19 protein-coding genes are annotated in these 23,953 nt (G+C 72.9%); 11 read left to right on the top strand and 8 right to left on the bottom strand.

From position 1 onward, the window contains the following. The first annotated feature begins 20 nt into the window (after positions 1 to 20). The 8 genes from ABD284_RS24975 (at position 21) to ABD284_RS24940 (ending at position 9,892) form a co-directional block, all read left to right on the top strand. Positions 21 to 1,190, top strand: a complete 1,170-nt coding sequence (locus tag ABD284_RS24975; protein ID WP_344148658.1) for an ROK family transcriptional regulator — start codon at positions 21 to 23, stop codon at positions 1,188 to 1,190. Positions 1,191 to 1,457: 267 nt separating this feature from the next. After that, positions 1,458 to 2,570 (top strand): ABC transporter substrate-binding protein, encoded by a 1,113-nt coding sequence (locus ABD284_RS24970; RefSeq protein ID WP_344148704.1) that lies wholly within the window; start codon positions 1,458 to 1,460, stop codon positions 2,568 to 2,570. A 113-nt stretch (positions 2,571 to 2,683) separates the two neighbouring features. Further along, entirely contained in the window at positions 2,684 to 3,460 is a 777-nt protein-coding gene (locus ABD284_RS24965) for an ATP-binding cassette domain-containing protein (protein ID WP_344148655.1), read from the top strand. Next, positions 3,460 to 4,731, top strand: a complete 1,272-nt coding sequence (locus ABD284_RS24960; protein WP_344148652.1) for a sugar ABC transporter permease — start codon at positions 3,460 to 3,462, stop codon at positions 4,729 to 4,731. Before ABD284_RS24965 ends, ABD284_RS24960 begins: the two co-directional genes overlap by 1 nt. 206 nt (positions 4,732 to 4,937) lie before the next feature. Next, positions 4,938 to 5,660, top strand: coding sequence for a sulfite exporter TauE/SafE family protein (locus ABD284_RS24955; protein WP_344148649.1), 723 nt, complete (start codon positions 4,938 to 4,940; stop codon positions 5,658 to 5,660). 10 nt (positions 5,661 to 5,670) lie between these two features. Continuing rightward, complete coding sequence (gene mug, locus ABD284_RS24950; RefSeq protein ID WP_344148646.1) at positions 5,671 to 6,306, top strand: G/U mismatch-specific DNA glycosylase; 636 nt, start codon at positions 5,671 to 5,673, stop codon at positions 6,304 to 6,306. 111 nt (positions 6,307 to 6,417) lie between these two features. After that, on the top strand, positions 6,418 to 8,340 hold the full coding sequence (dxs, locus tag ABD284_RS24945; protein WP_344148701.1) for a 1-deoxy-D-xylulose-5-phosphate synthase: 1,923 nt from the start codon (positions 6,418 to 6,420) through the stop codon (positions 8,338 to 8,340). A gap of 190 nt (positions 8,341 to 8,530) precedes the next feature. Beyond that, on the top strand, positions 8,531 to 9,892 hold the full coding sequence (locus ABD284_RS24940; protein WP_344148643.1) for an FAD-dependent oxidoreductase: 1,362 nt from the start codon (positions 8,531 to 8,533) through the stop codon (positions 9,890 to 9,892). 30 nt (positions 9,893 to 9,922) lie between these two features. On the opposite strand, the gene ABD284_RS24935 is transcribed toward ABD284_RS24940, so the two are convergent. Together ABD284_RS24935 and ABD284_RS24930 are read right to left on the bottom strand one after the other, a co-directional pair. Then, complete coding sequence (locus tag ABD284_RS24935; RefSeq protein WP_344148640.1) at positions 9,923 to 10,954, bottom strand: neutral zinc metallopeptidase; 1,032 nt, start codon at positions 10,952 to 10,954, stop codon at positions 9,923 to 9,925. Positions 10,955 to 11,142: 188 nt separating this feature from the next. Further along, positions 11,143 to 11,910, bottom strand: coding sequence for a TetR/AcrR family transcriptional regulator (locus ABD284_RS24930; RefSeq protein WP_344148637.1), 768 nt, complete (start codon positions 11,908 to 11,910; stop codon positions 11,143 to 11,145). A 166-nt stretch (positions 11,911 to 12,076) separates the two neighbouring features. Between ABD284_RS24930 and ABD284_RS24925 the strand changes: the two genes are divergently transcribed. Continuing rightward, on the top strand, positions 12,077 to 14,308 hold the full coding sequence (locus ABD284_RS24925; RefSeq protein ID WP_344148634.1) for an MMPL family transporter: 2,232 nt from the start codon (positions 12,077 to 12,079) through the stop codon (positions 14,306 to 14,308). A 50-nt stretch (positions 14,309 to 14,358) separates the two neighbouring features. On the opposite strand, the gene ABD284_RS24920 is transcribed toward ABD284_RS24925, so the two are convergent. From ABD284_RS24920 to ABD284_RS24910, 3 genes are all read right to left on the bottom strand, one after another. Next, positions 14,359 to 14,916, bottom strand: a complete 558-nt coding sequence (locus ABD284_RS24920; protein WP_344148631.1) for a hypothetical protein — start codon at positions 14,914 to 14,916, stop codon at positions 14,359 to 14,361. 197 nt (positions 14,917 to 15,113) lie between these two features. Beyond that, entirely contained in the window at positions 15,114 to 17,243 is a 2,130-nt protein-coding gene (locus ABD284_RS24915) for a 3-hydroxyacyl-CoA dehydrogenase NAD-binding domain-containing protein (RefSeq protein ID WP_344148628.1), read from the bottom strand. Then, a complete protein-coding gene (locus ABD284_RS24910) occupies positions 17,240 to 18,442 on the bottom strand; it encodes a thiolase family protein (protein WP_344148625.1) in 1,203 nt (400 codons plus the stop codon). The genes ABD284_RS24915 and ABD284_RS24910 overlap by 4 nt, the downstream gene beginning before the upstream one ends. Before the next feature lie 386 nt (positions 18,443 to 18,828). Here ABD284_RS24910 and ABD284_RS24905 point away from each other — a divergent pair, with 386 nt between their 5' ends. Then, positions 18,829 to 19,179, top strand: a complete 351-nt coding sequence (locus tag ABD284_RS24905) for a hypothetical protein (RefSeq protein WP_344148622.1) — start codon at positions 18,829 to 18,831, stop codon at positions 19,177 to 19,179. 56 nt (positions 19,180 to 19,235) lie between these two features. On the opposite strand, the gene ABD284_RS24900 is transcribed toward ABD284_RS24905, so the two are convergent. From ABD284_RS24900 to ABD284_RS24890, 3 genes are all read right to left on the bottom strand, one after another. Next, the gene (locus ABD284_RS24900) at positions 19,236 to 20,105 is read right to left on the bottom strand and encodes a tetratricopeptide repeat protein (RefSeq protein ID WP_344148619.1); all 870 of its coding nucleotides are present in this window, start codon (positions 20,103 to 20,105) and stop codon (positions 19,236 to 19,238) included. Positions 20,106 to 20,372: 267 nt separating this feature from the next. Continuing rightward, complete coding sequence (locus ABD284_RS24895) at positions 20,373 to 21,653, bottom strand: HRDC domain-containing protein (RefSeq protein WP_344148616.1); 1,281 nt, start codon at positions 21,651 to 21,653, stop codon at positions 20,373 to 20,375. Positions 21,654 to 21,806: 153 nt separating this feature from the next. Then, complete coding sequence (locus ABD284_RS24890) at positions 21,807 to 22,388, bottom strand: DUF3000 domain-containing protein (RefSeq protein WP_344148613.1); 582 nt, start codon at positions 22,386 to 22,388, stop codon at positions 21,807 to 21,809. A 478-nt stretch (positions 22,389 to 22,866) separates the two neighbouring features. Between ABD284_RS24890 and hemE the strand changes: the two genes are divergently transcribed. After that, entirely contained in the window at positions 22,867 to 23,835 is a 969-nt protein-coding gene (gene hemE / locus ABD284_RS24885; protein WP_344148698.1) for a uroporphyrinogen decarboxylase, read from the top strand. Positions 23,836 to 23,953: the final 118 nt, after the last annotated feature.

Genomic DNA, 23,953 nt, shown 5'->3' with positions numbered 1-23,953 from the left:
AGCACCTGAGGAGAGGGCCCGTGACCGACGTCGAGGTGACACCCGGCTCCCAGGCGGCGCTGCGGCGGGCCAACCAGCAGCGCGTCGTGGACGCGCTGAGCAGCGGAGGGACCCTGACCCAGGCCGAACTCGCCCGGGGCACCGGACTCTCGCCGGCCAGCGTCTCCAACATCGTACGCAACCTGCGCGCGGCGGGCACCGTCTCGGTGCGCGAGACCTCCTCCAACGGCCGCCGGGCCCGGGCGGTCACGCTGATCCGCCCGCCCGGCGCCGTCGTCGCGCTGGACTTCACCCTGGACCGCCTCACCGCCGCCCTGGGCGACAGCCAGGGTTCGGTGCTGGCCCGCGAGAGCATCGCCTACGACACCGGCGCCGAGCCCGAGCGCGCCGTGCGGCGGGCGGTGTGGCTGGTCGAGACGCTGCTGACGCGCCTGCGGGTGGACCACGCGACCATCGCCGCCGCCACCGCCTCCGTGCCCGGCCCCGTCGACCTCGGTACCGGCGAGATCGGCGCCATCACCTGCATGCCGAGGTGGGCCGGGTTCCGCCCGGCCCAGGCGCTGTCGGCGCGGCTGCGCGTGCCGGTCCAGGCGGAGAACGACGCCAACCTGTGCGCGCTGGCCGAAATGCGCGGCGGCGCCGCCGCGGGCTGCGAGCACCTCATCTACGTGCACATCAGCGAAGGCGTGGGCGCCGGTATCGTCGTGAACGGTCGGCTCTTCCGCGGCGCCGGCGGCACGGCGGGCGAGATCGGGCACATCGGCCTGGACGAACGCGGGCAGGTGTGCCGCTGCGGAAACCGCGGGTGCCTGGAGACCGTGCTGGGCTCGCCCTACCTGCTGGGGATGCTCCCCCAGCAGGGCGAGCAGACGCCCGCGAACGTCTCGCAACTGGTCGCCGCCGCCGAGGAGGGCGACCCGGGGTGCCGCAGGGTGGTGGCCGAGGCCGGCGCCGCGCTCGGGCGCGGGCTGGGCGTGCTGGCCAACACGTTCAACCCGGAGCTGGTGGTGCTGGGCGGCGAGCTGATGGAGGCCGGCGAGGCGCTGCTGGAGCCGGTGCGCCGTTCGCTGGAGCTGGGAACGCTGGGCAGCGCGCTCTCGCAGATGGGCATCGTGCGCGGTGACCTGGGCGATGATGCGGCCCTGCGGGGCGCGCTGCTGCTGGCGGCCGCCGCGGCCGCGGAGACCTGACCGTAAAATCGCAGCACGGTTCACCGACCTTCACTTTTCGGGCATCATGGCTCTGACCTGCGGTTTTTCTGGCTTCAGCGGTTGAATGAACTGTCTGTGACACTTCGGTTATGTGTTCAAGGCTTGACGCCAACACGCGGAGGGGTTTGACTTCACCGCATTGGTCCACCGAGTGATCCGGCGCACAACTGCGCTGGATGTCCCCCACGCAATCCGGCTCGGGGACCGCAAGAGGAGGTCAACCCGTTGAATAAGCGAAGCGGATTCATGTTCCGCGCCGCGGTCGGGGCGGCAGCGGCACTGTCCCTGCTCGCGACCGGCTGCGGCGCCACCACCACCGGCGCCTCGGACGAAGGCGGCACAGCGAGCGTGGAGGAGGGCTTCAAGGTCGGACTGCTCCTGCCGGAGACCAAGACGGCGCGGTACGAGGAGTTCGACAAGCCGTACTTCCAGGAGTCGCTCAAGGAGATCTGCGAGAAGTGCGAGCTTCTCTACCAGAACGCCGACCAGGAGACCTCCAAGCAGCAGTCCCAGGCTGAGGCGATGCTGACCTCGGGCGTGGACGTGCTCGTGCTCGACGCGGTCGACGCCGAGTCCGCCTCGGGCATCGTCAAGAACGCCAAGAGCCAGGGCGTTCCGGTCGTCGCCTACGACCGCCTGGCCCAGGGCGGCGTGGACTACTACGTCTCCTTCGACAACCGCCGCGTGGGCGAGGTGCAGGGCCAGTCGCTGCTCCAGGCGCTCGACGAGGAGGGCGCCGGCGAGGACGCCAAGATCGTGATGATCAACGGCTCGCCGACCGACCCCAACGCCGCCCTGTTCAAGAAGGGCGCGCACGACGTCCTGGACGGCCAGGTCGAGATCGCCGCCGAGTACGACACCCCGGAGTGGAACCCCGACGAGGCGCAGACCGAGATGGAGCAGGCCATCACCTCCGTCGGCGCTGACGAGATCGACGGGGTCTACGTCGCCAACGACGGCATGGCCGCGGGCGTCGTGGCCGCGCTGAAGAGCGCCGGCGTCGACGACCTGCCCCCCATCACGGGTCAGGACGCCGAGATCGCAGGTATCCAGCGCCTGGTCAGCGGCGAGCAGTACATGACCGTCTACAAGGCCATCCGGCCCGAGGCCCGCATCGCCGCCGAGATGGCGGTGGCCGCGGCCACCGGCGAGAAGTACCAGGGCGGCGACGACTACGGCCTGACCAAGGTCAAGGACGGCGACGGCAAGGAGGTCAAGTCCGTGCTGATCGAGCCGGTGCCGGTGACCGTCGACGAGATCGAGGACACCGTGATCTCCGACGGCTTCTACACCGTCGACGAGATCTGCACGCAGCGGTTCGCCGACAGCGACTTCTGCAAGAGCATCGACGAGCAGTAGCGCGTACGCCGCGCGAAGGACGGGCGCCGGTCCGCTAACCGGCGCCCGTCTTGAGAACGGGACCACACGAGACACGCGACTCCCGTCGTGGGCGCAGCCTAAAGGACGCGACATTGAGTAGACCAGTCCTGGAACTGTCCGGGATATCCAAGAGCTTCGGCGCTGTACAGGCGCTCAACCAGGTGGACCTTTCGGTCCGCCCGGGGGAGGTCGTCGCCCTCCTGGGTGACAACGGCGCGGGCAAATCCACCCTCGTCAAAGTGATCGCCGGGGTGAACCCCGCCGACAGCGGCGACATCCTCTGGGAGGGCAAGCCGGTCGAGATCGGCCGGCCCGCCGACGCCCAGCGCCTGGGGATCGCGACGATCTACCAGGACCTCGCGTTGTGCGACAACCTGGACATCGTCGCCAACCTGTTCCTGGGCGTCGAGAAGACCGCCTTCGGCGCCCTCGACGAGGTCGAGATGGAGCGGCGGGCACTGAAGCTGCTCGACTCCCTCTCGGTCAAGATGCCCAGCCTCCGGGTGCCCGTCGCCTCCCTCTCCGGCGGGCAGCGGCAGATCATCGCGATCGCCCGTTCGCTGCTGGGCGAGCCGAAGGTCGTGCTGCTGGACGAGCCCACCGCCGCGCTGGGCGTGGCCCAGACCGCCCAGGTGCTCGACCTGATCGAGCGCCTGCGCGACCGGGGACTCGGCGTCCTCATCATCAGCCACAACATGGCCGACGTCCGCGCGGTCGCCGACCGGGCCGCGGTGCTGCGCCTGGGACGCAACGCCGGCGACTTCGGCGTCGAGGACACCAGCTACGAGGAGATCGTGGCGGCCATCACCGGCGCGTCCGACAACCCGGTCTCCCGCCGCGCTTCTGCGACCCGGACGGAGGAAGCGTGATGGCACAGCAAGCACCCGCCTCCAGTGACGCCGGAACCGGCAAGGACCCCGCGTTCGATCAGGACCCGCGGCTGATCGTCACCCGCACCAGCCCCGCGAGCCTGCTGGCCGCGATCAAGCGCCGGATCCGCGGCGGCGAGCTCGGCCCGCTGCCGGTGATCGTCGGCCTCATCCTCATCTGCATCGTCTTCCAGCTGATGCACGAGCGGTTCCTCTCGCCGCAGAACCTCTCCAACCTGACGGTCCAGATCGCCGGTGTGGGCCTGATGACCACGGGCGTCATCATGGTGCTGCTGCTGGGCGAGATCGACCTGTCGATCGGCTCGGTGGCCGGCGCCTCGGCGGCGGTCCTGGCCGTGCTGGCGGTGCGGATGGGCGTGTCGGAATGGCTCGCCATCGCCGCCGCGGCCGCCACCGGCCTGGTCATCGGCATCCTGCACGGCACCATGTTCGCGAAGGTCGGCGTGCCGGCGTTCGTCGTCACCCTGGCGGGCCTCCTGGGCTGGCAGGGGGTGCAGCTGCAGCTGCTGGGCAGCGACGGCACGATCAACATCAGCGACAGCGGTCCCATCGCCGCTCTCACCCACACGTTCTTCGTGCCGGCCTTCGGCTGGGGCATCGCGGCCGTGGCGGTGGGCGCGTTCGTGGTCTTCACCCTCTACGGGGAGCGCCGCCGCGCGGCCGCCGGTCTCGTCGCCATGTCGCCGCTGGAGATCGCGGTGCGCAGCCTCGCCCTGGCCGTCCCGGTCTTCGGCGCGGTCTACGTGCTCAACCAGTACAAGGGCGTGCCCCTGGCGTTCCTGATCTTCGTCGGGTTCGTGGTCGCCTTCGACCTGATGCTGCGCAAGACCCGCTACGGGCGCATGGTCTTTGCGGTCGGCGGCGGCGCCGAAGCGGCCCGCCGCGCCGGCATCAACGTCGACCGGGTGCGGATCTCGGTGTTCGCCCTGGCCTCGATGCTCTCGGCCATGGGCGGCATCATGCTGGTCTCGCGCTCCTTCTCGGCCAGCCTGGACACCGCTGCCGGCGAGGAGCTGATGATGGGCATCGCCGCCGCGGTCATCGGCGGAACCAGCCTCTTCGGCGGTCGCGGCAACGCCTACTCCGCCCTGCTGGGCGGACTGGTGCTGGGCGCCATCACCTCGGGCCTGTACCTGCTGCAGATGGGCACCCCGGTGCGGTTCATGATCACCGCCCTGGTGCTGCTGATCGCCGTCACCCTCGACGCGATGTCGCGCCGCAGCCGCCGCGCGCACGCACGAGGAGGCTGATCGACCCCCGCGTGCGCACTCCCGGCGCACGCATCCCCGGCCGCCCCGTCCCTCTCCCACCCCCGGTGCGGTGCGGCCGCCCCCGGCGCCCCCAGAGCCCCTCCCCTCTGGGGGCGCCGCCCTGTGCAGGGGCGGAGCCGGAAGAGGTCCCATGGCCCTACCCCTCAGTTCCGATCGGACAAAGGGGGATATAGCGTCGGCCTCCTATGCCCGAACTCTCCTTCCTTCTGGTAGCGGGCACGGCCGTGCTGCTGGGCGCCGTCGTGCAGTCCAGCGTCGGCCTGGGGCTGGGCCTGCTGGCCGCGCCCGTGGTGGCGCTGCTGGAGCCCTCCCTGATGCCGGGGGCGATGCTGATCGCCACCTGTGTACTGCCCGCGTTCACGGTGGCGGTGGAATGGCGCGGCATCGACCGGCACGGGCTGTTCTGGGCCGTCGTGGGGCGCACCCCCGGCTCGCTGGCCGGGGTGTGGCTCGTGGCCACCGCGGACCCCGAGGTGATCGCGGGCGGGGTGGGCGCGATGGTGCTGGTCGCGGTGGCCCTGTCGGTCCGCGAGGTGCGGGTGCGCATCCGGCGCCGGTCGCTGCTGGCCGCCGGACTGGTGTCCGGGTTCACGGGCACCGCGACCTCCATCGGCGGGCCGCCCGTCGCGCTGCTCTACCAGCACGAGAGCGCGAGCCGCATCCGCGGCACCCTGGGCGCCTACTTCCTCGTCAGCGCCCTGATGTCGCTGGGCATGCTGGCCGCGGGCGGCGAACTGCACGCCGACGAGGCCGCCGCAGGACTGTGGCTGATGCCCTTCGTGGTGGTCGGGTTCCTGGTCGGGCGCCCGCTGTGCCGCGTCGTCGACGCGGGCCGCATGCGGACCGCCCTGCTCGCGGTGGTCACCGTCTCCGGCGCCGTGCTGCTGGTGCAGTCGGTGCTGGGGTAGGTTCGGGGCGATGAGCGCCCCACGCAGCCCGGAGGACGCACAGGAGCCCCGGGAGCCCGAGGAGGCCGGCCCCGGCGGCAGGCCCGCCCGGCGCCCCGGCAAGGAGGAGCTCGCGGCCGCCCGCGGCGCCGTGATCCCCGACATCCTCGCGCCCGGCCTGGACATCCTCTTCTGCGGCATCAACCCCGGCCTCTACTCCGGCTGGAGCGGCCACCACTTCGCCCGCCCCGGCAACCGGTTCTGGCCCGCGCTGCACCGGGCCGGCCTCACCCCCCGGCGGCTGCGCCCCGACGAGCAGGACCTGCTCCCGCAATGGGGGCTGGGGATCACCAACCTGGCCGCCCGGACCACCGCGCGCGCCGACGAGCTGAGCGCCGAAGAGCTGCGGGCGGGCGCCGCCGACCTGGAGCGCACGCTGCGCGTGCACCGGCCCGGGGCGCTGGCGGTGCTGGGGGTGACCGCCTTCCGCCAGGCGTTCGGCGACCCGGCGGCCCGGATCGGCCCGCGCCCGGAGCCGATCGCCGGTACGCCGGTGTGGGTGCTGCCCAACCCCAGCGGCCTCAACGCCCATTGGAGCACCGACGGCATCGCGGCCGAGATGCGCCGGGTGGCCGCGGCCGCGCGGACGGGTGGCGGGTTCGGTTAACACGTGCATCGAGCGGCTCATAGACTCGGTGCAACCGAGCAGGATGGGCGTGCCGGGCGCGCAGGAGGCACCGCTGTGCCGGACACGCCGGACGAGGGGACTGACGAGACGTTGACGCAACTCGACTCGCTGCGCAATCCGGAGGACCTGAAGCGGCTACCGGCGGAGAACCTGCCGCGGCTTGCCGCCGAGATCCGGGAGTTCCTCATCACCGAGGTCACCCGCACCGGAGGCCACCTGGGTCCCAACCTGGGCGTCGTCGAGCTCACCCTCGCGCTGCACCGGGTCTTCGACTCGCCGCGCGACCCGGTCCTCTTCGACACCGGCCACCAGTCCTACGTCCACAAGATCCTCACCGGCCGCCGGGACTTCTCCAAGCTGCGCAGCCAGGGCGGGCTGTCGGGATACCCCTCGCGGGAGGAGTCCGAGCACGACTTCATCGAGAACTCCCACGCCTCCACGGTCCTGTCCTACGCCGACGGCCTGGCCAAGGCCAACGTCATCCAGCGCCGCTCCGACCGCACCGTGGTGGCCGTGGTGGGCGACGGCGCCCTCACCGGCGGCATGGCCTGGGAGGCGCTGAACAACATCGCGTCCGCCCCCGACCGCCGGGTGGTCATCGTCGTCAACGACAACGGCCGCTCCTACTCGCCGACCACCGGCGGCCTGGCCGACCACCTCGCGTCCCTGCGCATGACCCAGGGCTACGAGCAGGCCCTCGATCTGGCCAAGACCGCGCTGAACCGGGCGCCGGTGGTGGGCCAGCCGCTGTACGAGGCGCTGCACGGGCTGAAGAAGGGCCTCAAGGACGCCATCCAGCCGCAGATGATGTTCGAGGACCTCGGCCTCAAGTACCTCGGCCCCATCGACGGCCACGACGAGCAGGCGGTGGAGAAGGCGCTGCGCCGCGCGCGCGACTTCGGCGGCCCGGTGATCGTGCACTGCCTGACCCAGAAGGGCAAGGGCCACGCCCCCGCCGAGAACCACGAGGAGGACCAGTTCCACGCCATCGGCGCGGCCAAGCCCGCGCCGGCGACGGGGGAGCAGCCCGCGCCCGCACCGCAGAAGTGGACCAAGGTCTTCAGCCGGGAGATGGTCGCCCTCGGCGCCGAACGGTCCGACCTCGTGGGAATCACCGCCGCGATGCTGCACCCCACGGGCCTGGCGCCCTTCGCCGAGGCCTATCCCGACCGCTGCTTCGACGTCGGCATCGCCGAGCAGCACGCCGCGACTTCGGCCACCGCGCTGGCCATGGGCGGGCTGCACCCCGTCGTCGCGGTCTACGCCACCTTCCTCAACCGCTGCTTCGACCAGGTTCTGATGGACGCCGCCCTGCACCGCCAGGGCGTGACCTTCTGCCTGGACCGCTCCGGGGTCACCGGCCCCGACGGCGCCAGCCACCACGGCATGTGGGACCTGTCCATCCTGCAGGTGGTGCCCGGGCTGCGGCTGGCCGTGCCGCGCGACGCGCCCCGGCTGCGCGAGCAGCTTCGCGAGGCCGTCGACGTCGACGACGCACCTACCGTGCTGCGCTACCCCACCGGCGCGGTGGCGCCCGAGATCGAGGCGGTTGGGCGCACCGGCTCGATGGACGTGCTGCGCCGGGCCACCCGCGGCGGCCAGAGCGAGGACCTGCTGCTCGTCGCCGTGGGACCCATGGCCCAGACCTGCTGCGAGGTCGCCGACCGCATGGCCGACCAGGGCATCGGCGTCACCGTGGTCGACCCCCGCTGGGTGAAGCCGCTCGACCCGGTGCTCGTCGAGGAGGCCGCCCGCCACCGGGTGGTCGCGGTGGTCGAGGACAACGGCCGTGTGGGCGCCGTGGGCGACGCCGTGGCACGCGCGCTGCGCGACGCCGAACTGGACATCCCGGTGCGCACCTTCGGCATCGAGCAGGAGTTCCTGCACCACGCCAAGCGCGACGACATCCTCGCCGAGCTGGGCCTGACCCCCCAGAGCCTGGCCCGAAAGCTCACCGAGACCGTCTCGCGCCAGTCCGACCGGCGGGCCGCCGAGGAGACCGCGAGCAAGTAGCGGTCCCGCGCTCCTTCACGGGAGGGCCGCACCGCCGCCCGCCGCTCCCGGCCCCCTCCCGGTTCCCGACGCCGGGCGCCGGGCCCCGTCCCAGGCGGCGCCCGGCGGCCCGACCGGCGCCCGGCGCGGCGCCGGAACCGCCGTGCCGGCGATGCGGCGCGATGCCGGGGCTATGGGTCAGAATGGGGCCATGACCACTCCCGAGCCCCTGCGGGTGGCGGTGATCGGCGCCGGCCCCGCCGGTATCTACGCCGCGGACGCGCTCACCAGGCAGAGCCGTGAAGAGGTGGCGGTCGACATCGTCGACCGGCTGCCCACCCCCTACGGTCTGGTGCGCTACGGTGTCGCGCCCGACCACCTCAAGATCAAAGGTGTGGCCCGGTCCCTGCGCGAGGTGCTGGAGCGCCCCGGCGTGCGGTTCGTGGGCGGCGTGGAGTTCGGGCGCCACCTCACCCGCGAGGGCCTGGCGCGCGCCTACCACGCGGTCGTCTTCGCCACCGGCGCCAGCGTCGACCGCCGGATGGGCGTTCCCGGCGAGGACCTGCCGGGCAGCGTGGCGGCCACCGACTTCGTCAACTGGTACTGCGGCCACCCCGACTCCGAGGTCGAGTCCTTCCTGCTCGACTCCGAGGAGGTCGCGGTGGTCGGGGCGGGCAACGTCGCCCTGGACGTCGTGCGCATCCTGGCCAAGAGCGCCGACGAGCTGCACCGCACCGACGTCCCCCAGCCCATGCTCGATGTGCTGGCCGCCAGCAAGATCCGGCGCATCGCCCTGCTGGCCCGGCGCGGCCCGCTGCAGGCCAAGTTCACCGCGCCCGAGCTGCGCGACCTCGGCAGGCTCGACAACGCCGAGGTGCGGGTGCGGCCCGAGCAGGTCGACGTCGATCCCAACGGCAGTGCCGTGCTCGGTGCCGCGCGCGCGGCGCGCACCAACCTCAAGATCCTGTCCGAGTGGGCCGCGCGTCCCGCCCGCGACCTCCCCCGCAGCATCGAGCTGCGGTTCTGGGCGCGCCCGGTCGCGGTGCTGGGCGGCGAGCGCACCGCCGGCCTGCAGGTGGAGGAGACCGAGCTGGACGGCGAGGGGCGCCTGCGCGGCACCGGCGCCTTCGACACGGTCGAGGCCGGCATGGTCTTCCGGTCGATCGGCTACGCGGGTATCCCCTTGCCGGGGGTGCCCTTCGACGAGGACACGCGCACCGTCCCGCACAGCGAGGGCCGGGTGCTGGGCACCGACGGCGGGGTGCGCCCGGGCGACTACGTCGCTGGGTGGGTCAAGCGCGGCGCCACCGGCGTGATCGGCACCAACAAGTCCGACGCGGCCGCCACGGTGCGCAGCCTGCTCGACGACGCCGGCGAGCTGCGCGCCGCCGCCCCCTCCGGCGGGCTGGAGCCGGTCGAGGACGTACTGCGGGGCAGCGGCGCCGAGGTCGCCTACTACGGCGACTGGCTGAGCATCGACGCCGCCGAGGCCGAGCTCGGCGCCGCCCTGGGCCGCGGCGAGCGTGTCAAGCTGCGCAGCTGGTCGGACATGTACGGCGCCATCGGCCGCTGAGGCGCCCGGCAGGCCCCGCGCGGGAGCGCCTCAGCGGATCTCGGAATCGGGCGCGGCATAGGTGTTGCAGGCGCCGAGGGTGTCCTGGTGGGCGCCGCTGTCGAACCAGTGGCGGCGGTTGCCGCCCGAGCCGTGGGTGTCCAGGTCGTTGCCGCCGGCGATGAACGCGCCGACCCGGTCGATCTCGTCGTCGCCGACACCCTCCAGCCCCCGCATGGCGACGCCGGACAGGCACTCGGCCTGCAGCTCCGTGCGGCGCAGCGCCTCCATCCGCGCCTCTTCGTCGGGCGCCTCGCGCTCCAGGGCGTAGCTGACGTCGAGGATGCCGGCGAGCTGCTGCACATGGTGCCCGTACTCGTGGGCCAGCAGCTGGCTCCACACGCCGACCTGGTCGGTCTGCGGCACCTGCGCGGCCAGCTTGGTCACGTTGGGGAGCACGACGGTGACGGCCATCGGCTCGCCCTCGTAGTAGGCCAGGGTCATGCCCTGGCGGCCGGACCCCGCGTCGGGGTTGGTGCGGGTGACCCGGAACTCCGGCTCGACGGAGCGCAGGCCCAGCTCCTCCAGCCGCGGCCGCCACAGCTCGGTCAGGCACCCCGAGAGCGTGCCGCTGAAGGCGCGCCAGGAGTCGGCGGAATCGGGGTCGAGCGCGGGCAGGGAGCACGCCACCGGCTCGGGGGCGGGCAGGTCGTAGGCCGGGTGGTCGGTCACGTCCACCTCGACCGCGGCGGGGCGGGCGGCGAACTCCTCGCTGGTGTGGCGGGCGGGGTCCGCGGCCGCCGGTGCGGGCTGCGGCTGCTGTGCCGGGGGAGCCAGCACCACCAGCAGCACGCACACCGTGAAGGTGGTCACCGAGGTGAGCGCGGCGGCGGCCACGGCCACCCACACGACCGGTGTGCGGTCGGGGCGCGGCGGCGGGCCGTTCGCGGCCCACGCGGCGGCGGGCCAGGCGGTCGCGCCGGGCGCCGCGGCGCCCGGCGCGGCCTGCGGGGATCGGGGGACGGTCGGCGCAGAAGGGCTGCCGGGCCCCGGCAGGCGTTCGCCGTCAGGGGTGGGCTCCACGGGGGGACTCTTCTCGGTTGTGCGGCTATGCGGCTGTGCGAGGGGGGCAAGCGTGACCAACAACCCTAATCGGGCGCACAGCGGAGCGTAGCGTACAACCCCGCGCTCCCGGCCCCGGGGTGTGACCGGGAGCGGCCGGGAGAGCGCGGGCGTCGATCAGTCGGGGGAGCGGGCGGCCGCGGCGGGGCTCAGCCGGCCTCGGGCGGGCGGTAGGCCACGCCCAGGCCGGCGGCCAGATCGCGCAGCTCCGCCTCGAAGAGGGCCTCCATGTCGTCGGAGACGAAGCCCAGGTGCTGGAAGACCTCCATGCACACGATCCCGTAGAAGCGCACCCAGCAGCTCAGCAGCACGCGGACGGCGCCGGCCGAGGCGCGGTCGCCGCTGAACCCGGTGAGGCTGGCGAAGGCGTCCAGCTGTGCGCACAAGGCGGGCGAGGCCTCCGGCTCGTCGGGGACGGTGAAGCGCCCTTCGGCGATGAGCCGGTCGAACAGGGCGACGAAGGTCGACGCGAACCGCTGGCCCGCCTCGGCGGCGGGGCTCTCCTCGGGCGAGGACGCCGGCGGCGTGCCGGCCGGGCCGAACAGCAGTGCGAACTCGGGCCGGTTGGCCAGCCCCCACGCGCGCACGGCGCGCAGCGCGGCCAGCAGGCGGCCGTCGGTGTCGGGCTCGGGCTGCGCGGCCTCCGCCGCGTCCACGGCGGCACCGAGCTCGGCGAAGAGCTCGGCCTGCAGCGCCTCCAGCAGGTCGTTGAGACTCGCGAAGTAGCGGTACAGGCCCGGCGCGGTCATGCCCATCTCCCGGGCGATGGCGCGCAGGGACACGCCTGATGCCCCGTGGGCGGTCAGGTGCCGCCGCGCGATCTCCTTGATCTCGCGCGATGTGGCCTGGCGCACACGTTCGCGCCGAGAGCCCGAAGGTGCGTTCTCGACCTGGTGAAATGCGGGCTGTCTGGTCAAACCTCGTCCTTCTCGGCCCCCGCCGGGCGTTCCGGGAGGCCGTGTAGGAGATTAGTGTGGCGGAACAGGCGAACCGTGAACAGCGTGTTCTCCGGTGAACGTCGTAATCCGCTAACGGTGTTCACGTTTCTCCCACTCTACGTTGCGCGACGATGGGGAATAGGACATGTTCGCAGCTCTCGGCCGCTTCGGCTACCGGTGGCGGATCACGGTGCTCGCCGCCACGGCGGTGTTCGCCGCATTCTCCGCGTTCTGGGGGACCGGCCTCTTCGGCGCCGTCAGCGACGGCGGGTTCGAAGCGCCCGGCGCCGAGTCCTCCCGCGCGAGCGAGCTGCTGGCAAAGGAGCTGGGCCACGACGCCGTCGACGTCGTGGCCGTCTACCGCAGCGACGAGATCCGCATCGACAACCCCTCCTTCGCCGCCCAGATCGAGAAGCTGCGCGAGGACCTGCCCGACGACCGCATCAAGTCGATGCAGACCTATCTCGACGACGACCTCAGCAGGACCGAGCGCGGCATCCTGGTCTCCGAGGACCGGCACGCGACCTATGTGCCCATCACGCTGGCCGGCGGCTCCGACGCCGAGCGCATGCACAACTACGAGGCGATCAAGGAGGAGCTGGACGCCGGGCCGCTGGACACCAGCCTCGGCGGCGAGGTCGCCATCCAGCAGGAGCTCTCCGCCAAGGCCGAGAGCGACGTGGTGCGCGCCGAGCTGATCTCCCTGCCGGTGCTGCTCGTGCTGCTGGTGACGATCTTCGGCGGCGTGGTCGCGGCACTGATGCCGCTGGCCGTCGGCGGGCTGGCGATCCTGGGTTCGCTGACGCTGCTGCGCGCGCTCACCCACGTCACCGAGGTCTCGGTGTTCGCCGTCAACGTCGCCACGATTCTGGGACTGGGCCTGGCCATCGACTACGGGCTCTTCATGGTCAGCCGGTTCCGCGAGGAGCTGGCGCGCGGTGCCGAGGTCGGCGAGGCGGTGCCGCGCACCCTGTCGACCGCCGGGCGCACCGTCGCCTTCTCCGGGGTCACGGTGATGATCGCCTTCGCCGGGCTGCTGTTCTTCCCCCAGCCGATCCTGCGCTCCATCGGCCTGGGCGGCATCGCCGTGGTGCTCTTCGACGTGCTCGCGGCCCTGGTCGCCCTGCCCGCGCTGCTGTCGGTGGCCGGCCGGCGCATCGACGCGCTGCGCCTGTTCGGCCGCCGCCGGCGCCGCGCGGCGCTGCAGGAGGCCGGCGGGCAGCAGGGTCGTACTCCCGAGGCCCGCCACCGCCAGGGCGGCTGGGCGCGCCTGGCCCACAGCGTCATGCGCCGTCCGACGCTCTACCTGGTCACCGTCGGCGCGGTGCTGCTGGTCTTCGCCTCGTCGCTGGCCTACACCGAGCTGGGCTCCACCGACCAGCGCTACCTGCCCCAGGAGGCCGGCAGCCGCCAGGCCATGGAGTCGCTGCGCGAGGACTTCCCGGCCGGGGGCATCGGGCGCATCGACGTCGCCGTCACCGGCGGCGCCGGCCAGGAGGCCCTGTCCGACTTCGCCGACCGCCTGGGCCGGCTGGACGGCGCCGAAGCCGCCGAGGTCGCCCGCACCGGGGACGGCGTCGCGCACATCACCGTGGCCTATGAGGGTGACGCCGACGACCCGGCCACCGCCGAGCTGGTGCGCGACGTCCGCGGCGCCGCACCGCCGCAGGGCGCCGACGAGGTCCTGGTGGGCGGGGCCGCCGCCATGCAGATCGACAACGTCGCCGCGATCGTCGACGCCCTGCCCGCGACTCTGGTGTTCGTGGTGGCGGTGACGCTGGTACTGCTGTTCCTGGCCTTCGGATCGGTCGTGCTGCCCGTCAAGGCCGTGGTGATGGGCGCGCTGTCGCTGGGCGCCTCGCTGGGTGTGGTCGTGTGGGGCTTCCAGGAGGGCCACCTCTCGGGCCTGCTGGACTTCACCGCGGTCGGCACCATCGACCCGACGTTCATCGTGCTGATCGTCATCATGGCGTTCGGCCTGGCCATGGACTACGAGCTGTTCCTGCTCAGCCGCGTCCGCGAGGAGTTCGCGCGCACCGGCGACAACCCGCACTCGGTGGCGACCGGGCTGCAGCGCACCGGCGGCATCATCACCAGCGCCGCCGTGCTGCTGGTCGTCGTGCTCGCCGCGATGGGCACCTCCGACCTGCTCTTCCTCAAGATCATGGGAATCGGGCTGGCCATGGCCGTGGTCGTCGACGCCACGCTGGTGCGCGCGCTGCTGGTGCCGGCCACCATGCGGCTGCTGGGCCGCGCCAACTGGTGGCTGCCCGCGCCGCTGCGCCGCCTGCACGACCGGATCGGCATCACCGAGGGCGAGGACACCGGCGAGGAGGAGCCGCGCGACCGCGAGCGCGAGCCCGCGCGGGTGGGCTGAGCCGGCGGGCACCGTCGGCGCTCGGGAGGCGCGCGAGAGGCGCGCGCCGCTCAGACGTGGTCGCCGCGGGGATCGCGGAGGTCCTCGAAGCGCAGCCCGGGCCGGTGGGCGTGCGCGGCCTCGACGATCTCGTCGAGGCTGTGGTTCCAGGTGGGCCGCACACGCACGGCGTGGTCGGTTCGCCAGGGCGGCGGTGTGCGGAACGGCCGGTCGGCCTCGCTGGTGGGCACGAAGTCCAGGTAGTGCATGCTCACCGTGCCTCCGCGGTGGGGCACGACCTGGGTGCAGGCGCGCAGCAGCGCGACGTCGCGCCAGGGCAGCACGATGTCCTCGCGGGCCGAGCGCGGCCAGGGCGCGGGGAACCGCGCCGCCTCGCCGTCGAGCACCAGGACGGGGCGCGGCGAGAGCAGGCGGGCGATCGAGACGACGCCCGCTCCGCCGAACACGAGGACCGCCAGGAGGCCCATGACGACGTCGACCAGGCCGCCGCGCAGCATCAGGGCGACGCCGGTGCCGGTGAACACGGTGCATGCGACAGCCAGCCACGCCCCCTCCCACGTAACGCGGAAGCGGTTGGTGAGGACGAAGGGTGCCGTCGCGCCCGCCATGCCCCCCAGCATAGGACTTCGGACGCCGTGCGTCTCGGGTGCGGGCGGGGGAGCCGCGGGACAACGGAGCGGAGGAGGGGCGGGAGAGGACCGGCGCGGGCGCGTTCGGCCTCGGAAAACGCCCGGTCCGCGGTGCGCCGCCGGCGGTGCCGGTCCCGCGGCGGAGCGCAGGACCGGCCCGTGCCGGGGCGGGCGGGTCAGACCGCCTTCGGGCCGTCCGGGTGGAACCGGGCCCCGTTGACCTTCTCCGCGATGCCGGAGCGGTCCAGGTAGGGCGTGATCCCGCCGAGATGGAAGGGCCAGCCGGCCCCGGTGATCAGGCACAGGTCGATGTCGGCCGGCTCGGCCACCACGCCCTCGTCGAGCATGATGCGGATCTCGCGGGCCAGCGCCTCCAGCGCCCGCTGCTTGATCTCCTCCTCGCCCGAGGCGTTGTCGCCGCCGCCGGCGAACATCTCCCGCACCTCGGGGTCGATCTGGAGGTCGGAACCGAAGATCTCCGTCCGGCCCGACTCGACGAGCCGGCGCAGCTGGCCGGAGACGCCGAAGCGGTCCGGGAACGCCTCGTGCAGCGTCTCCGACACGTGCAGGGCGACGGCGGGGCCCACCAGCTGCAGCAGCATCAGCGGCGACATCGGCAGTCCCAGCGGCGCCACCGCGCGGTCGGCGGCCTCGGGCTCGGTGCCCTCCTCCACGGCGCCGAGCACCTCGCCCATGAACAGGGTGAGCAGCCGGTTGACGACGAAGGCGGGCGCGTCCTTGCACAGCACGGCCGTCTTCTTCAGCTGCTTGGCGGTGGCGAAGGCGGTCGCCAGGGTCGCGTCGTCGGTGCGCTCGCCGCGGACGACCTCCAGCAGCGGCAGCACCGCGACCGGGTTGAAGAAGTGGAAGCCGACGACCCGCTCGGGGTGGCGCAGCTTCGCGGCCATCTCGGTGACCGACAGCGAGGAGGTGTTCGTGGCCAGCACCGCCTCCGGCGAGACCACCGCCTCCACCTGGGCGAAGACGTCCTGCTTGACCGACATGCGCTCGAAGACGGCCTCGATGACGAAGTCGGCGTCGGCGAAGGCGTCCATGGTCAGCGAACCGCTGACCTGGGACTTGAGCCGGTTGGCCTTGTCGGCGCTGACGCGGCCCTTGGCCAGCAGCTTGTCCACCTCGCCGTACACGTAGTCCACGCCGCGGTCCAGCCGCTCCTGGTCCAGGTCGGTCAGCACCACCGGCACGTCCAGGCGCCGGGCGAACAGCAGGGCGAGCTGGCCGGCCATCAGGCCGGCGCCGACCACGCCGACCTTGGTGACCGGGCGGGCCAGCGACGGGTCGGGCGCGCCGGCAGGGCGCCGCGCGCGCTTCTGGTTGAGGTCGAAGGCGTAGAGGCCGGCGGTGAGCTCCTCGCTCATGATCAGGTCGGCCAGCGCCTCGTCCTCGGCGGCGAAGCCCTCGTCGCGGCTGCGGTCCTTGGCGGCCGCGACCAGCTCCAGCGCGCGCACCGGCGCCGGCGCGGCGCCGCGCAGCTTCCCCTCCAGCATGAAGCGGGCGTTGTCGATCGCCTGGTCCCAGGCCCGGCCCGTGTCGACCTCGGGCCGCTCGACCGTGATCTCACCCTTGACGACCTGCGCGGCCCAGCGCAGCGACTCCTCGACGAAGTCGGCGGGCTCGAACATCGCGTCGGCGATGCCCATCGAGCGGACCTGGGGACCCTTGATCGTCTTGTTCTGCGCCAGCGGGTTGTCGATGACGATCTTCAGCGCCTGCTCGGCCCCGATGAGCCTGGGCAGCAGGTAGGTGCCGCCCCAGCCCGGCACCAGGCCCAGGAACGCCTCCGGCAGCGCGAAGGCCGGCACACCCGAGGACACGGTGCGGTACCGGCAGTGCAGCGCCGCCTCGACGCCGCCGCCCATGGCCGCGCCGTTGACGAAGGCGAAGGTGGGCACGTCCAGCTCGCCGAGCTTGCGGAAGACGTCGTGGCCCAGCTTGGCCACCGCGTAGGCCTGGTCGCGGTTCTGCACCTGCGGTACGCCGGTCAGGTCGGCGCCCACAGCGAAGATGAACGGCTTGCCGGTGACGGCCACGGCGGTGATGTCGGTGCGGGCGCGCGCGGCCTCGATCGCGTCGTCGAGGCTGAGCAGCCCGGCCGGGCCGAAGGTGTTGGGCTTGGTGTGGTCGTGCCCGTTGTCCAGGGTGATCAGCACCGCCTTGCCGGCGCCGTACGGAAGCTGGACGTCGCGGGAGAGCGCGCGGGTGACCACCTCATCGGCGAAGACCTCGCGCAGGGCCTCACGGGAGACGGGGGCGCCGCCCGCGCCCCGCTCGTCGGTGCCGCTCACTTGGCGCTCCCTTCCCAGTTGGTGTTCTCCCAGAGCACGGTCCCGCCCATGCCCATACCCACGCACATGGTCGTGAGGCCGTAGCGGACGTCGGGACGCTCGGCGAACAGGCGCGAGAGCTGCATCATCAACCGCACGCCCGAGGACGCCAGCGGGTGGCCCAGCGCGATCGCGCCGCCCCACGGATTCACGCGGGCGTCGTCGTCGGCGAGGCCGAAGTGCTCCAAGAAGGCCAGGACCTGCACGGCGAAGGCCTCGTTGATCTCGATCAGGCCGATCTCGTCCATGCTCATGCCCTGCCGCCGCAGCAGGCGCTCGGTGGCCGGCACCGGACCCTCGCCCATCACCTCGGGGTCGACCCCGGCGAAGGAGAAGTCCACCAGGCGCATGCGGGCGTCCAGGCCCAGGTCGGCGGCGACGTCCTCGGCGGCGATGATCGCGCCGGTGGCGCCGTCGTTGAGACCGGCGGCGTTGCCCGGCGTGACGTTGCCGTGGGCGCGGAAGGGCGTCTTCAGCCCGGCCAGGCCCTCCAGCGTGGTCTCGGGGCGCGGCGGCTCGTCGGCGGTGGCCAGCCCGTAGCCCTGCTCGGCCGAGCGTACGAGCACCTCGACCAGGTCCTGCTGGATCCTGCCGTCCGCGTAGGCCTTGGCGACCTTCTCCTGGCTGCGCAGGGCGTAGGCGTCGGCCCGCTCCTTGGTGATGGAGGGGTAGCGGTCGTGCAGGTTCTCCGCGGTGTTGCCCATGACCAGGGCCGAGGGGTCCACCAGCTTCTCCGAGAGGAAGCGCGGGTTGGGGTCGACGCCCTCGCCCATCGGGTGGCGGCCCATGTGCTCGACGCCGCCGGCGATGGCCACGTCGTAGGCGCCGAAGGAGATGCCCGCTCCGCTGGTGGTGACGGCCGTCATCGCGCCCGCGCACATGCGGTCGATGGCGTAGCCGGGGACGCTGCGGGGCAGCCCGGCCAGCAGCGCGGCGCTGCGGCCGATGGTCAGCCCCTGGTCGCCGATCTGGGTGGTGGCGGCGATGGCCACCTCGTCCACACGCTCCGGCGGCAGGCCGGGGTTGCGGCGCAGTAGCTCGCGGATGACGCGCACGACGAGGTCGTCGGCGCGTGTCTCGGCGTAGAGGCCCTTGCCGGCCTTGCCGAACGGAGTCCTTGCTCCATCGACAAAAACGACATCGCGGGCAGTTCGCGGCACGATTTGCCCTCCTGGTTCCAACGGACGGGTGACCGGTACGAGCACATGCTACTCGCCGGTAACTAGTGCGGCGAGCAGGGCCCGCGAGCGTCGCCGTGTCCGAGAAAAAACCGCGCCCCGGCGGGAGGGAGCTCCCCGTGGCCGCATCCGGCCACCCCCGGCGCCCCGCACGCCGGTCCGCGAGAATCGCTGTCCCGAGCCCGAGCTTGAGCGGCTACTCAGGGCGGCGGAGCGAAATAGCCGGAGAATCGGAGGCGGAAAGCATTTCGGAATGCACTCTCCGTGTCCGAGGGGGGTGCTTCAAGGCGATCGCTTCGGCGCCTTCAGACCCGACCCGAAGAACACCATGCGACAGCTTCGGCGGAGCACCTGCTGGGAGGACTGACGTGAAGTACCACATCGCGATGGACCTGAGCTTCACCGCCACCAGCGGACCGGAGGCCTCCGACACGCCGGAGAGCTTCGACGCCTTCGTGGACCGCGTTGTCGACGAACTCTTCGATCTCGAAGCCGTCATCGGCAATGTCCACGACCCCGGCGTCGCCGGTCGGCTCACCGATCGCAGCATGTCGATCACCATGGTGATCGAAGCCCGCACGCAGGAAGACGGCGCTCAGTTCTTCCTCAACACCGTGCGTACCGCTCTGCACGCCGCAGGCGCGGGTACCGGCAATCGGCCGGCCTTCGAGCCGGCTCAGGCCCCGGCCGCCGGCGGGGTCGAGCTGAGGGCTGCGTAGGTGCCGCTCCGGTGGCGGCCCTCGGCTTGAGAGCCCCGTGGGCGGGAGGGACCTGGTCAGAAGAGGGCGGCGGCCTCGCGGTGGCGGCCCAGGGCGCTGAGGGCGCCGGCCAGGTCGCGGCGCATGCGCAGGGTCAGCATGCGGATGTCGGGGTCGCCCGCCGCCGAGAGCCCGTTGAAGTAGGCCGTACGCAGCGACTCGACCGCGTCCTCCAGGCGCCCCGCCTGCGTGTAGGCGCGGCCCAGCCGGTGCTGGACGAGGAGGTGGTCCAGGTGGCGCGCGCCCAGGCGGCGGCGCCGCTGGGCCAAGACCATGCGCAGCTGCTGGATGCCGTCCTCGTCGCGGCCCACGGAGGCGCAGGCCAGACTCAGGCCCAAACGCAGGTCCTCGCGCGCCTCGGGGACTCCCGCGTCCTCGATGGCCTTCTCGTAGTGCGCGATCGCCGCGTCGTAGCGCCCGCTCTTGCGGTAGTTGATGGCCAGCCGGCTGCGCGCGGCGACCGTGTCGCCCGCCACCGGGCCAAGGTGCTCGTCGCGGCGCTTGAGCAGGGTCTCCCACTGCTCGGCGGCGTCGGCGTGGCGCCCGGAGTCCTCGTAGCTCCAGGCCAGGTTCTCCCGGATGACGTCGGTCTGCCCGTGGTCCTCGCCGTAGTGGACCGCGGCGTCGAGCAGGGCCTGCTCGAACTGGGCGACGGCCGCCTCGCGCCGGCCGATCTGGGCGTACTTGCTCGCGAGGTTGTTGCGCGAGGTGATGGTGCGCGGGTGGTCGGAGCCCAGGGCGGCGACGTGCTCCTGCAGGATCTGCTCCAGCGCGGCGGCGCGCAGCGCCGGGGTGCGCCCGTGCTCTCCGTCGGCCGAGCGGGTGGAGGTCCCCGGCTCAGCGGGAGCGAAGCCGGCCCTGTTCAGCAGTGAACGCCAGAACGCCATAAGCCTCACCCCCCAATCGGTAACACCGCTCGCACGCCACGGAACCTCGCCACTTCGCATCAAGAACAGCACGATTCCATAACATAATCCGCCCTCCGGTTGATGCGAGATAAAGGCGCGGGGTCCCCAGTGGTGATCTAAGCCACAATTCGCCTCATCAGCGTAAACAGGGGGTTTAACAACGCCATCGACGGACAAAGGAGGCGACCCGCCGTACCCGAGCGGGTACGAGCAGGCGCGCGAACGCCGGAGCGGGCCGCCGACGGCTCAGTCGGCCGCCCGGCGCAGCGCCTCCGCGAGGCGTTCCGCGGTGAGGCCGACCTGCCACTCGCGGGCGTGGTGCTCGCGCAGGTGCTCGGCGACCGACCCGGCGTCGGTGTGCTCGGGCGGCGACCAGGCCAGCCGGCGGACGGTGTCGGGCTGCAGGAGGTTCTCCGCCGGCATCGCGATCCGCTCGGCGACGGCCGAGAGGTCCGCGCGCACCGCCTCCAGGCGCCGCGCGGCGGCGGGGTCGCGGTCGGCCCAGCGGTTGGTGGCCGGCGGGCCGTCGCCCGGGGCGCTGGGCTGGGGCAGCTCGGCCGCCGGCATGCCGCGCACGCGGTTGACCGCCTTGAGCCAGTTGGGGACGTACCGGCGGGCCAGCCGCACGCTGAACGGCTTGATCGCGGTGAGCTGCGGAGCGGTGGCGGGCATCGCCGTCGCGGCCTCGACGATCGCGGAGTCGGGGAGCACCCGGCCCGGCGAGATGTCGCGCTCGCGGGCGATGCGGTCGCGCTCCAGCCACAGTTCGCGCACCACGCCCAGTCCCCGCTGGTTGCGCACCCGGTGGATGCCGGAGGTGCGGCGCCAGGGGTCGGGCCGGGGCTCCTTGGGCGGGGCCTGGAGCACCCAGGAGAACTCCTCGCGCGCCCATTCCAGCTTCCCGGCCTCCTCCAGCTCGCCCTGCAGCGCGTCGCGCAGGTCCACCAGGACCTCCACGTCCAGCGCGGCGTAGGTCAGCCAGTCCTCGGGCAGCGGGCGCACCGACCAGTCCACCGCCGAGTGCTCCTTGGCCAGGCGCAGCCCCAGGACGCGCTCCACCATCGAGCCCAGGCCCACCTTCTGGTAGCCCAGCAGCCGCCCGGCCAGCTCGGTGTCGAACAGCCGGGCGGGCTTCAGCCCGACCTCGCTGAGACACGGGAGGTCCTGGTGCGCGGCGTGCAGCACAGTCTCCACACCGGACAGTGCGGCGTCCAGGCCCGACAGGTCCGGGCAGGCCACCGGGTCGATCAGCGCGGAGCCGGCGTCGGCGCGGCGCAGCTGGACCAGGTAGGCGCGCTGGCCGTAGCGGTAGCCCGACGCCCGCTCGGCGTCGACGGCCACCGGTCCCGTGCCCGCGGCGAACGCCTCGGCGACCCGGTCCAGGCGCGCGGAGTCGGCGACCACCGGCGGCAGCCCTTCGCGCGGTTCGCGCAGCAGCGGCGCCTCGGGTTCGGCCTCCTCGCGCGCATCGCCCTGCCCGTTGTCCGGATCGGGGGTACCTGTCTTCGAGTTCAGCACGTTCGCCACCCCTCCACGGTATGCGCTCGCCGCGCCGCGGGCGCGCCCGGAGCGCGCTTGCGCGGACGCGGCACGGTGACCGGCCCCGCGGCCGTCGGCCGGTGCGCGCGGCCCGGACGCCGCTGCGGTGGGGGTTCGGGCCCTATCAGAGCGCCGGTGCGCTCACCCCTCGGCGCGCCCGCGCCGCTGGGTGATATCGGCGACGTCGACCGGCGGGAGGCCCGCGGCGGCCGACAGCAGGTCCAGCCACACCTCCATGTCGGCCGACAGCTCCTCCGCGTCGGGCGACCACGAGGCGCGCAGCTCCAGTTCGGTGGTCACCGGCTGGTCGGCCTTGCCGGCGAAGCCCTCGGTCGTGGCGCGGGTGACGGTGCCGCTGAGCCCGCGGTGCGGGGCCCCGCGCCCCTCCAGCGCCTCGGTCAGCCAACTCCAGGCGACCTGGCCGAGCAGGGGGTCGGCGGCGATCTCGGTCTCCAGGTCGGCGCTGACCCAGACCACGACGCGGAAGGGGGTGGGCCAGTCGCGGGTGCCTTCCGGGTCGTAGAGGACGATCAGCCGGCCGAACGCGGCGTCCTCGTCCTCAGAGCGGACGGTGGCCGACATGGCCACGGCGTGCGGGGCGAGGCGCTTGGGGGCGGGGATGTCCTCGACCGCGATCTCCGATCGGACCGCGGGTGCGCGCAGACTCTCGACCGCTCGTCGGAACGCGGGTGGCGCGTCATCGACCCTACCGAGAGGGGGCATGATGGAAACGACAGCCTTAATCTTGTTTGCGGGGCACTGGCAGCACCGGAGACCGCGACCCGTGCGCCTGGGAAGCTGACGGACGCACGTCCGCGGCCCGCCGCCGAAGCAGAGCGCACCGGAGGTTGCGGCGCGTGACGGCGGGTACCCCATGACGGTGGCACGAGTCACGGGCCATCACGCGGAGTTTTTCCGGCGTGTCGGCCATTTGTAATGATCTTGGGACCGGGCGCGGCGGGGGCGCCGACCGCGGGGCAGCGGGCCGGCGGCGCGCCTCGACCGCCGAGCGGGTGCGCGGAGTTCCGGGGCCGGGCCGCCCGCCGCCGCGCGCGCCTCCGCGGCCGGATCGGGCCGCGGCCCCGCGCGGGTCCGCGGAGCGGACACGGGCGCTCCGCGCGCATGGCACGATCGAGGTGTGACGCTGCACGACTCTCCATTCCTCCGCGCCTGCCGGCGCCTGCCGGTGCCGCACACGCCGGTGTGGTTCATGCGCCAGGCAGGGCGCTCACTGCCCGAATACCGCAGGGTACGCGCCGACGTGCCCATGCTCGACGCGTGCGCGCGGCCCGACATGATCGTCGAGATCACGATGCAGCCGGTGCGCCGCTACGACGTCGACGCCGCCATCTACTTCAGCGACATCGTCGTGCCCCTCAGGGCGATCGGCATCGACCTGGACATCAAGCCCGGCCTGGGACCCGTCGTCGACGAGCCCATCCGCGGCGCCGAAGGGGTCAAGCGGCTGCGCCCGCTCGAACCCGGCGACGTCCCCTTCGTCACCGAGGCCGTCGGCGAGCTGGTGCGCGAACTCGGCGACCGCCCGCTGATCGGCTTCGCGGGCGGACCCTTCACCCTCGCCTCGTACCTGATCGAGGGCGGGCCCTCCAAGAACCACGAGCACACCAAGGCGCTGATGTACGGCGACCCGCAGCTGTGGGCCGACCTGATGCAGCGCCTGGCCGCCATCACCGTGGAGTTCCTCCGCGTCCAGGCCGCCGCCGGAGCGGGCGCGGTGCAGCTGTTCGACTCCTGGGTGGGCGCGCTCAGCGCCGACGACTACCGCGAGTCCGTGCTGCCCTACACCGCCTGGATCTTCGAGCGCCTGGCCGAGCTGGACGTCCCGCGCATCCACTTCGGCGTGGGCACCGGCGAGCTGCTCAGCCTGCTCAGCGAGGCCGGCGCCGACGTGGTCGGCGTGGACTGGCGGGTGCCGCTGGACAAGGCCGCCCAACGGGTGCAGCCGGGCACCGCGCTGCAGGGCAACCTCGACCCCGCGACGCTGTTCGCGCCCTGGGACGCGGTCGCCCGCCGGACCTCCGACGTCCTCTCCGCCGGTTCCGCGGCCGAGGGCCACGTGTTCAACCTGGGCCACGGCGTGCTGCCCGACACCGACCCGGACGTCCTCGCCCGCCTGACGGAGTACGTCCACACCGCGACGGCCCGCTAGATCGTTGATGGGAGTTGTTGTGTGTCCCGGTCAGTGGTCGTAGGCGATCAGTGACCGCTTGACCGGGGCGCCGATCAGCCAGTTGTGCCAGATCGCGGCGTTGAGCGCGCAGATGCGC

Source organism: Streptomonospora arabica (assembly GCF_039531585.1).
Taxonomy (GTDB): domain Bacteria; phylum Actinomycetota; class Actinomycetes; order Streptosporangiales; family Streptosporangiaceae; genus Streptomonospora; species Streptomonospora halophila.
The sequence above is the reverse complement of the archived record's forward strand: the minus strand, read 5'-3'. Positions and strand labels throughout refer to the sequence as shown.

Bases quoted from the DNA above. Each gene is read 5' to 3' on its own strand.
- ABD284_RS24900 (WP_344148619.1), bottom strand. From the start codon at position 20,105: ATGGCGTTCTGGCGTTCACTGCTGAACAGGGCCGGCTTCGCTCCCGCT.
- ABD284_RS24940 (WP_344148643.1), top strand. From the start codon at position 8,531: ATGACCACTCCCGAGCCCCTGCGGGTGGCGGTGATCGGCGCCGGCCCC.
- ABD284_RS24920 (WP_344148631.1), bottom strand. From the start codon at position 14,916: ATGGCGGGCGCGACGGCACCCTTCGTCCTCACCAACCGCTTCCGCGTT.
- ABD284_RS24970 (WP_344148704.1), top strand. From the start codon at position 1,458: ATGTTCCGCGCCGCGGTCGGGGCGGCAGCGGCACTGTCCCTGCTCGCG.
- mug (WP_344148646.1), top strand. From the start codon at position 5,671: ATGAGCGCCCCACGCAGCCCGGAGGACGCACAGGAGCCCCGGGAGCCC.
- ABD284_RS24925 (WP_344148634.1), top strand. From the start codon at position 12,077: ATGTTCGCAGCTCTCGGCCGCTTCGGCTACCGGTGGCGGATCACGGTG.
- ABD284_RS24960 (WP_344148652.1), top strand. From the start codon at position 3,460: ATGGCACAGCAAGCACCCGCCTCCAGTGACGCCGGAACCGGCAAGGAC.
- ABD284_RS24890 (WP_344148613.1), bottom strand. From the start codon at position 22,388: ATGCCCCCTCTCGGTAGGGTCGATGACGCGCCACCCGCGTTCCGACGA.
- ABD284_RS24955 (WP_344148649.1), top strand. From the start codon at position 4,938: ATGCCCGAACTCTCCTTCCTTCTGGTAGCGGGCACGGCCGTGCTGCTG.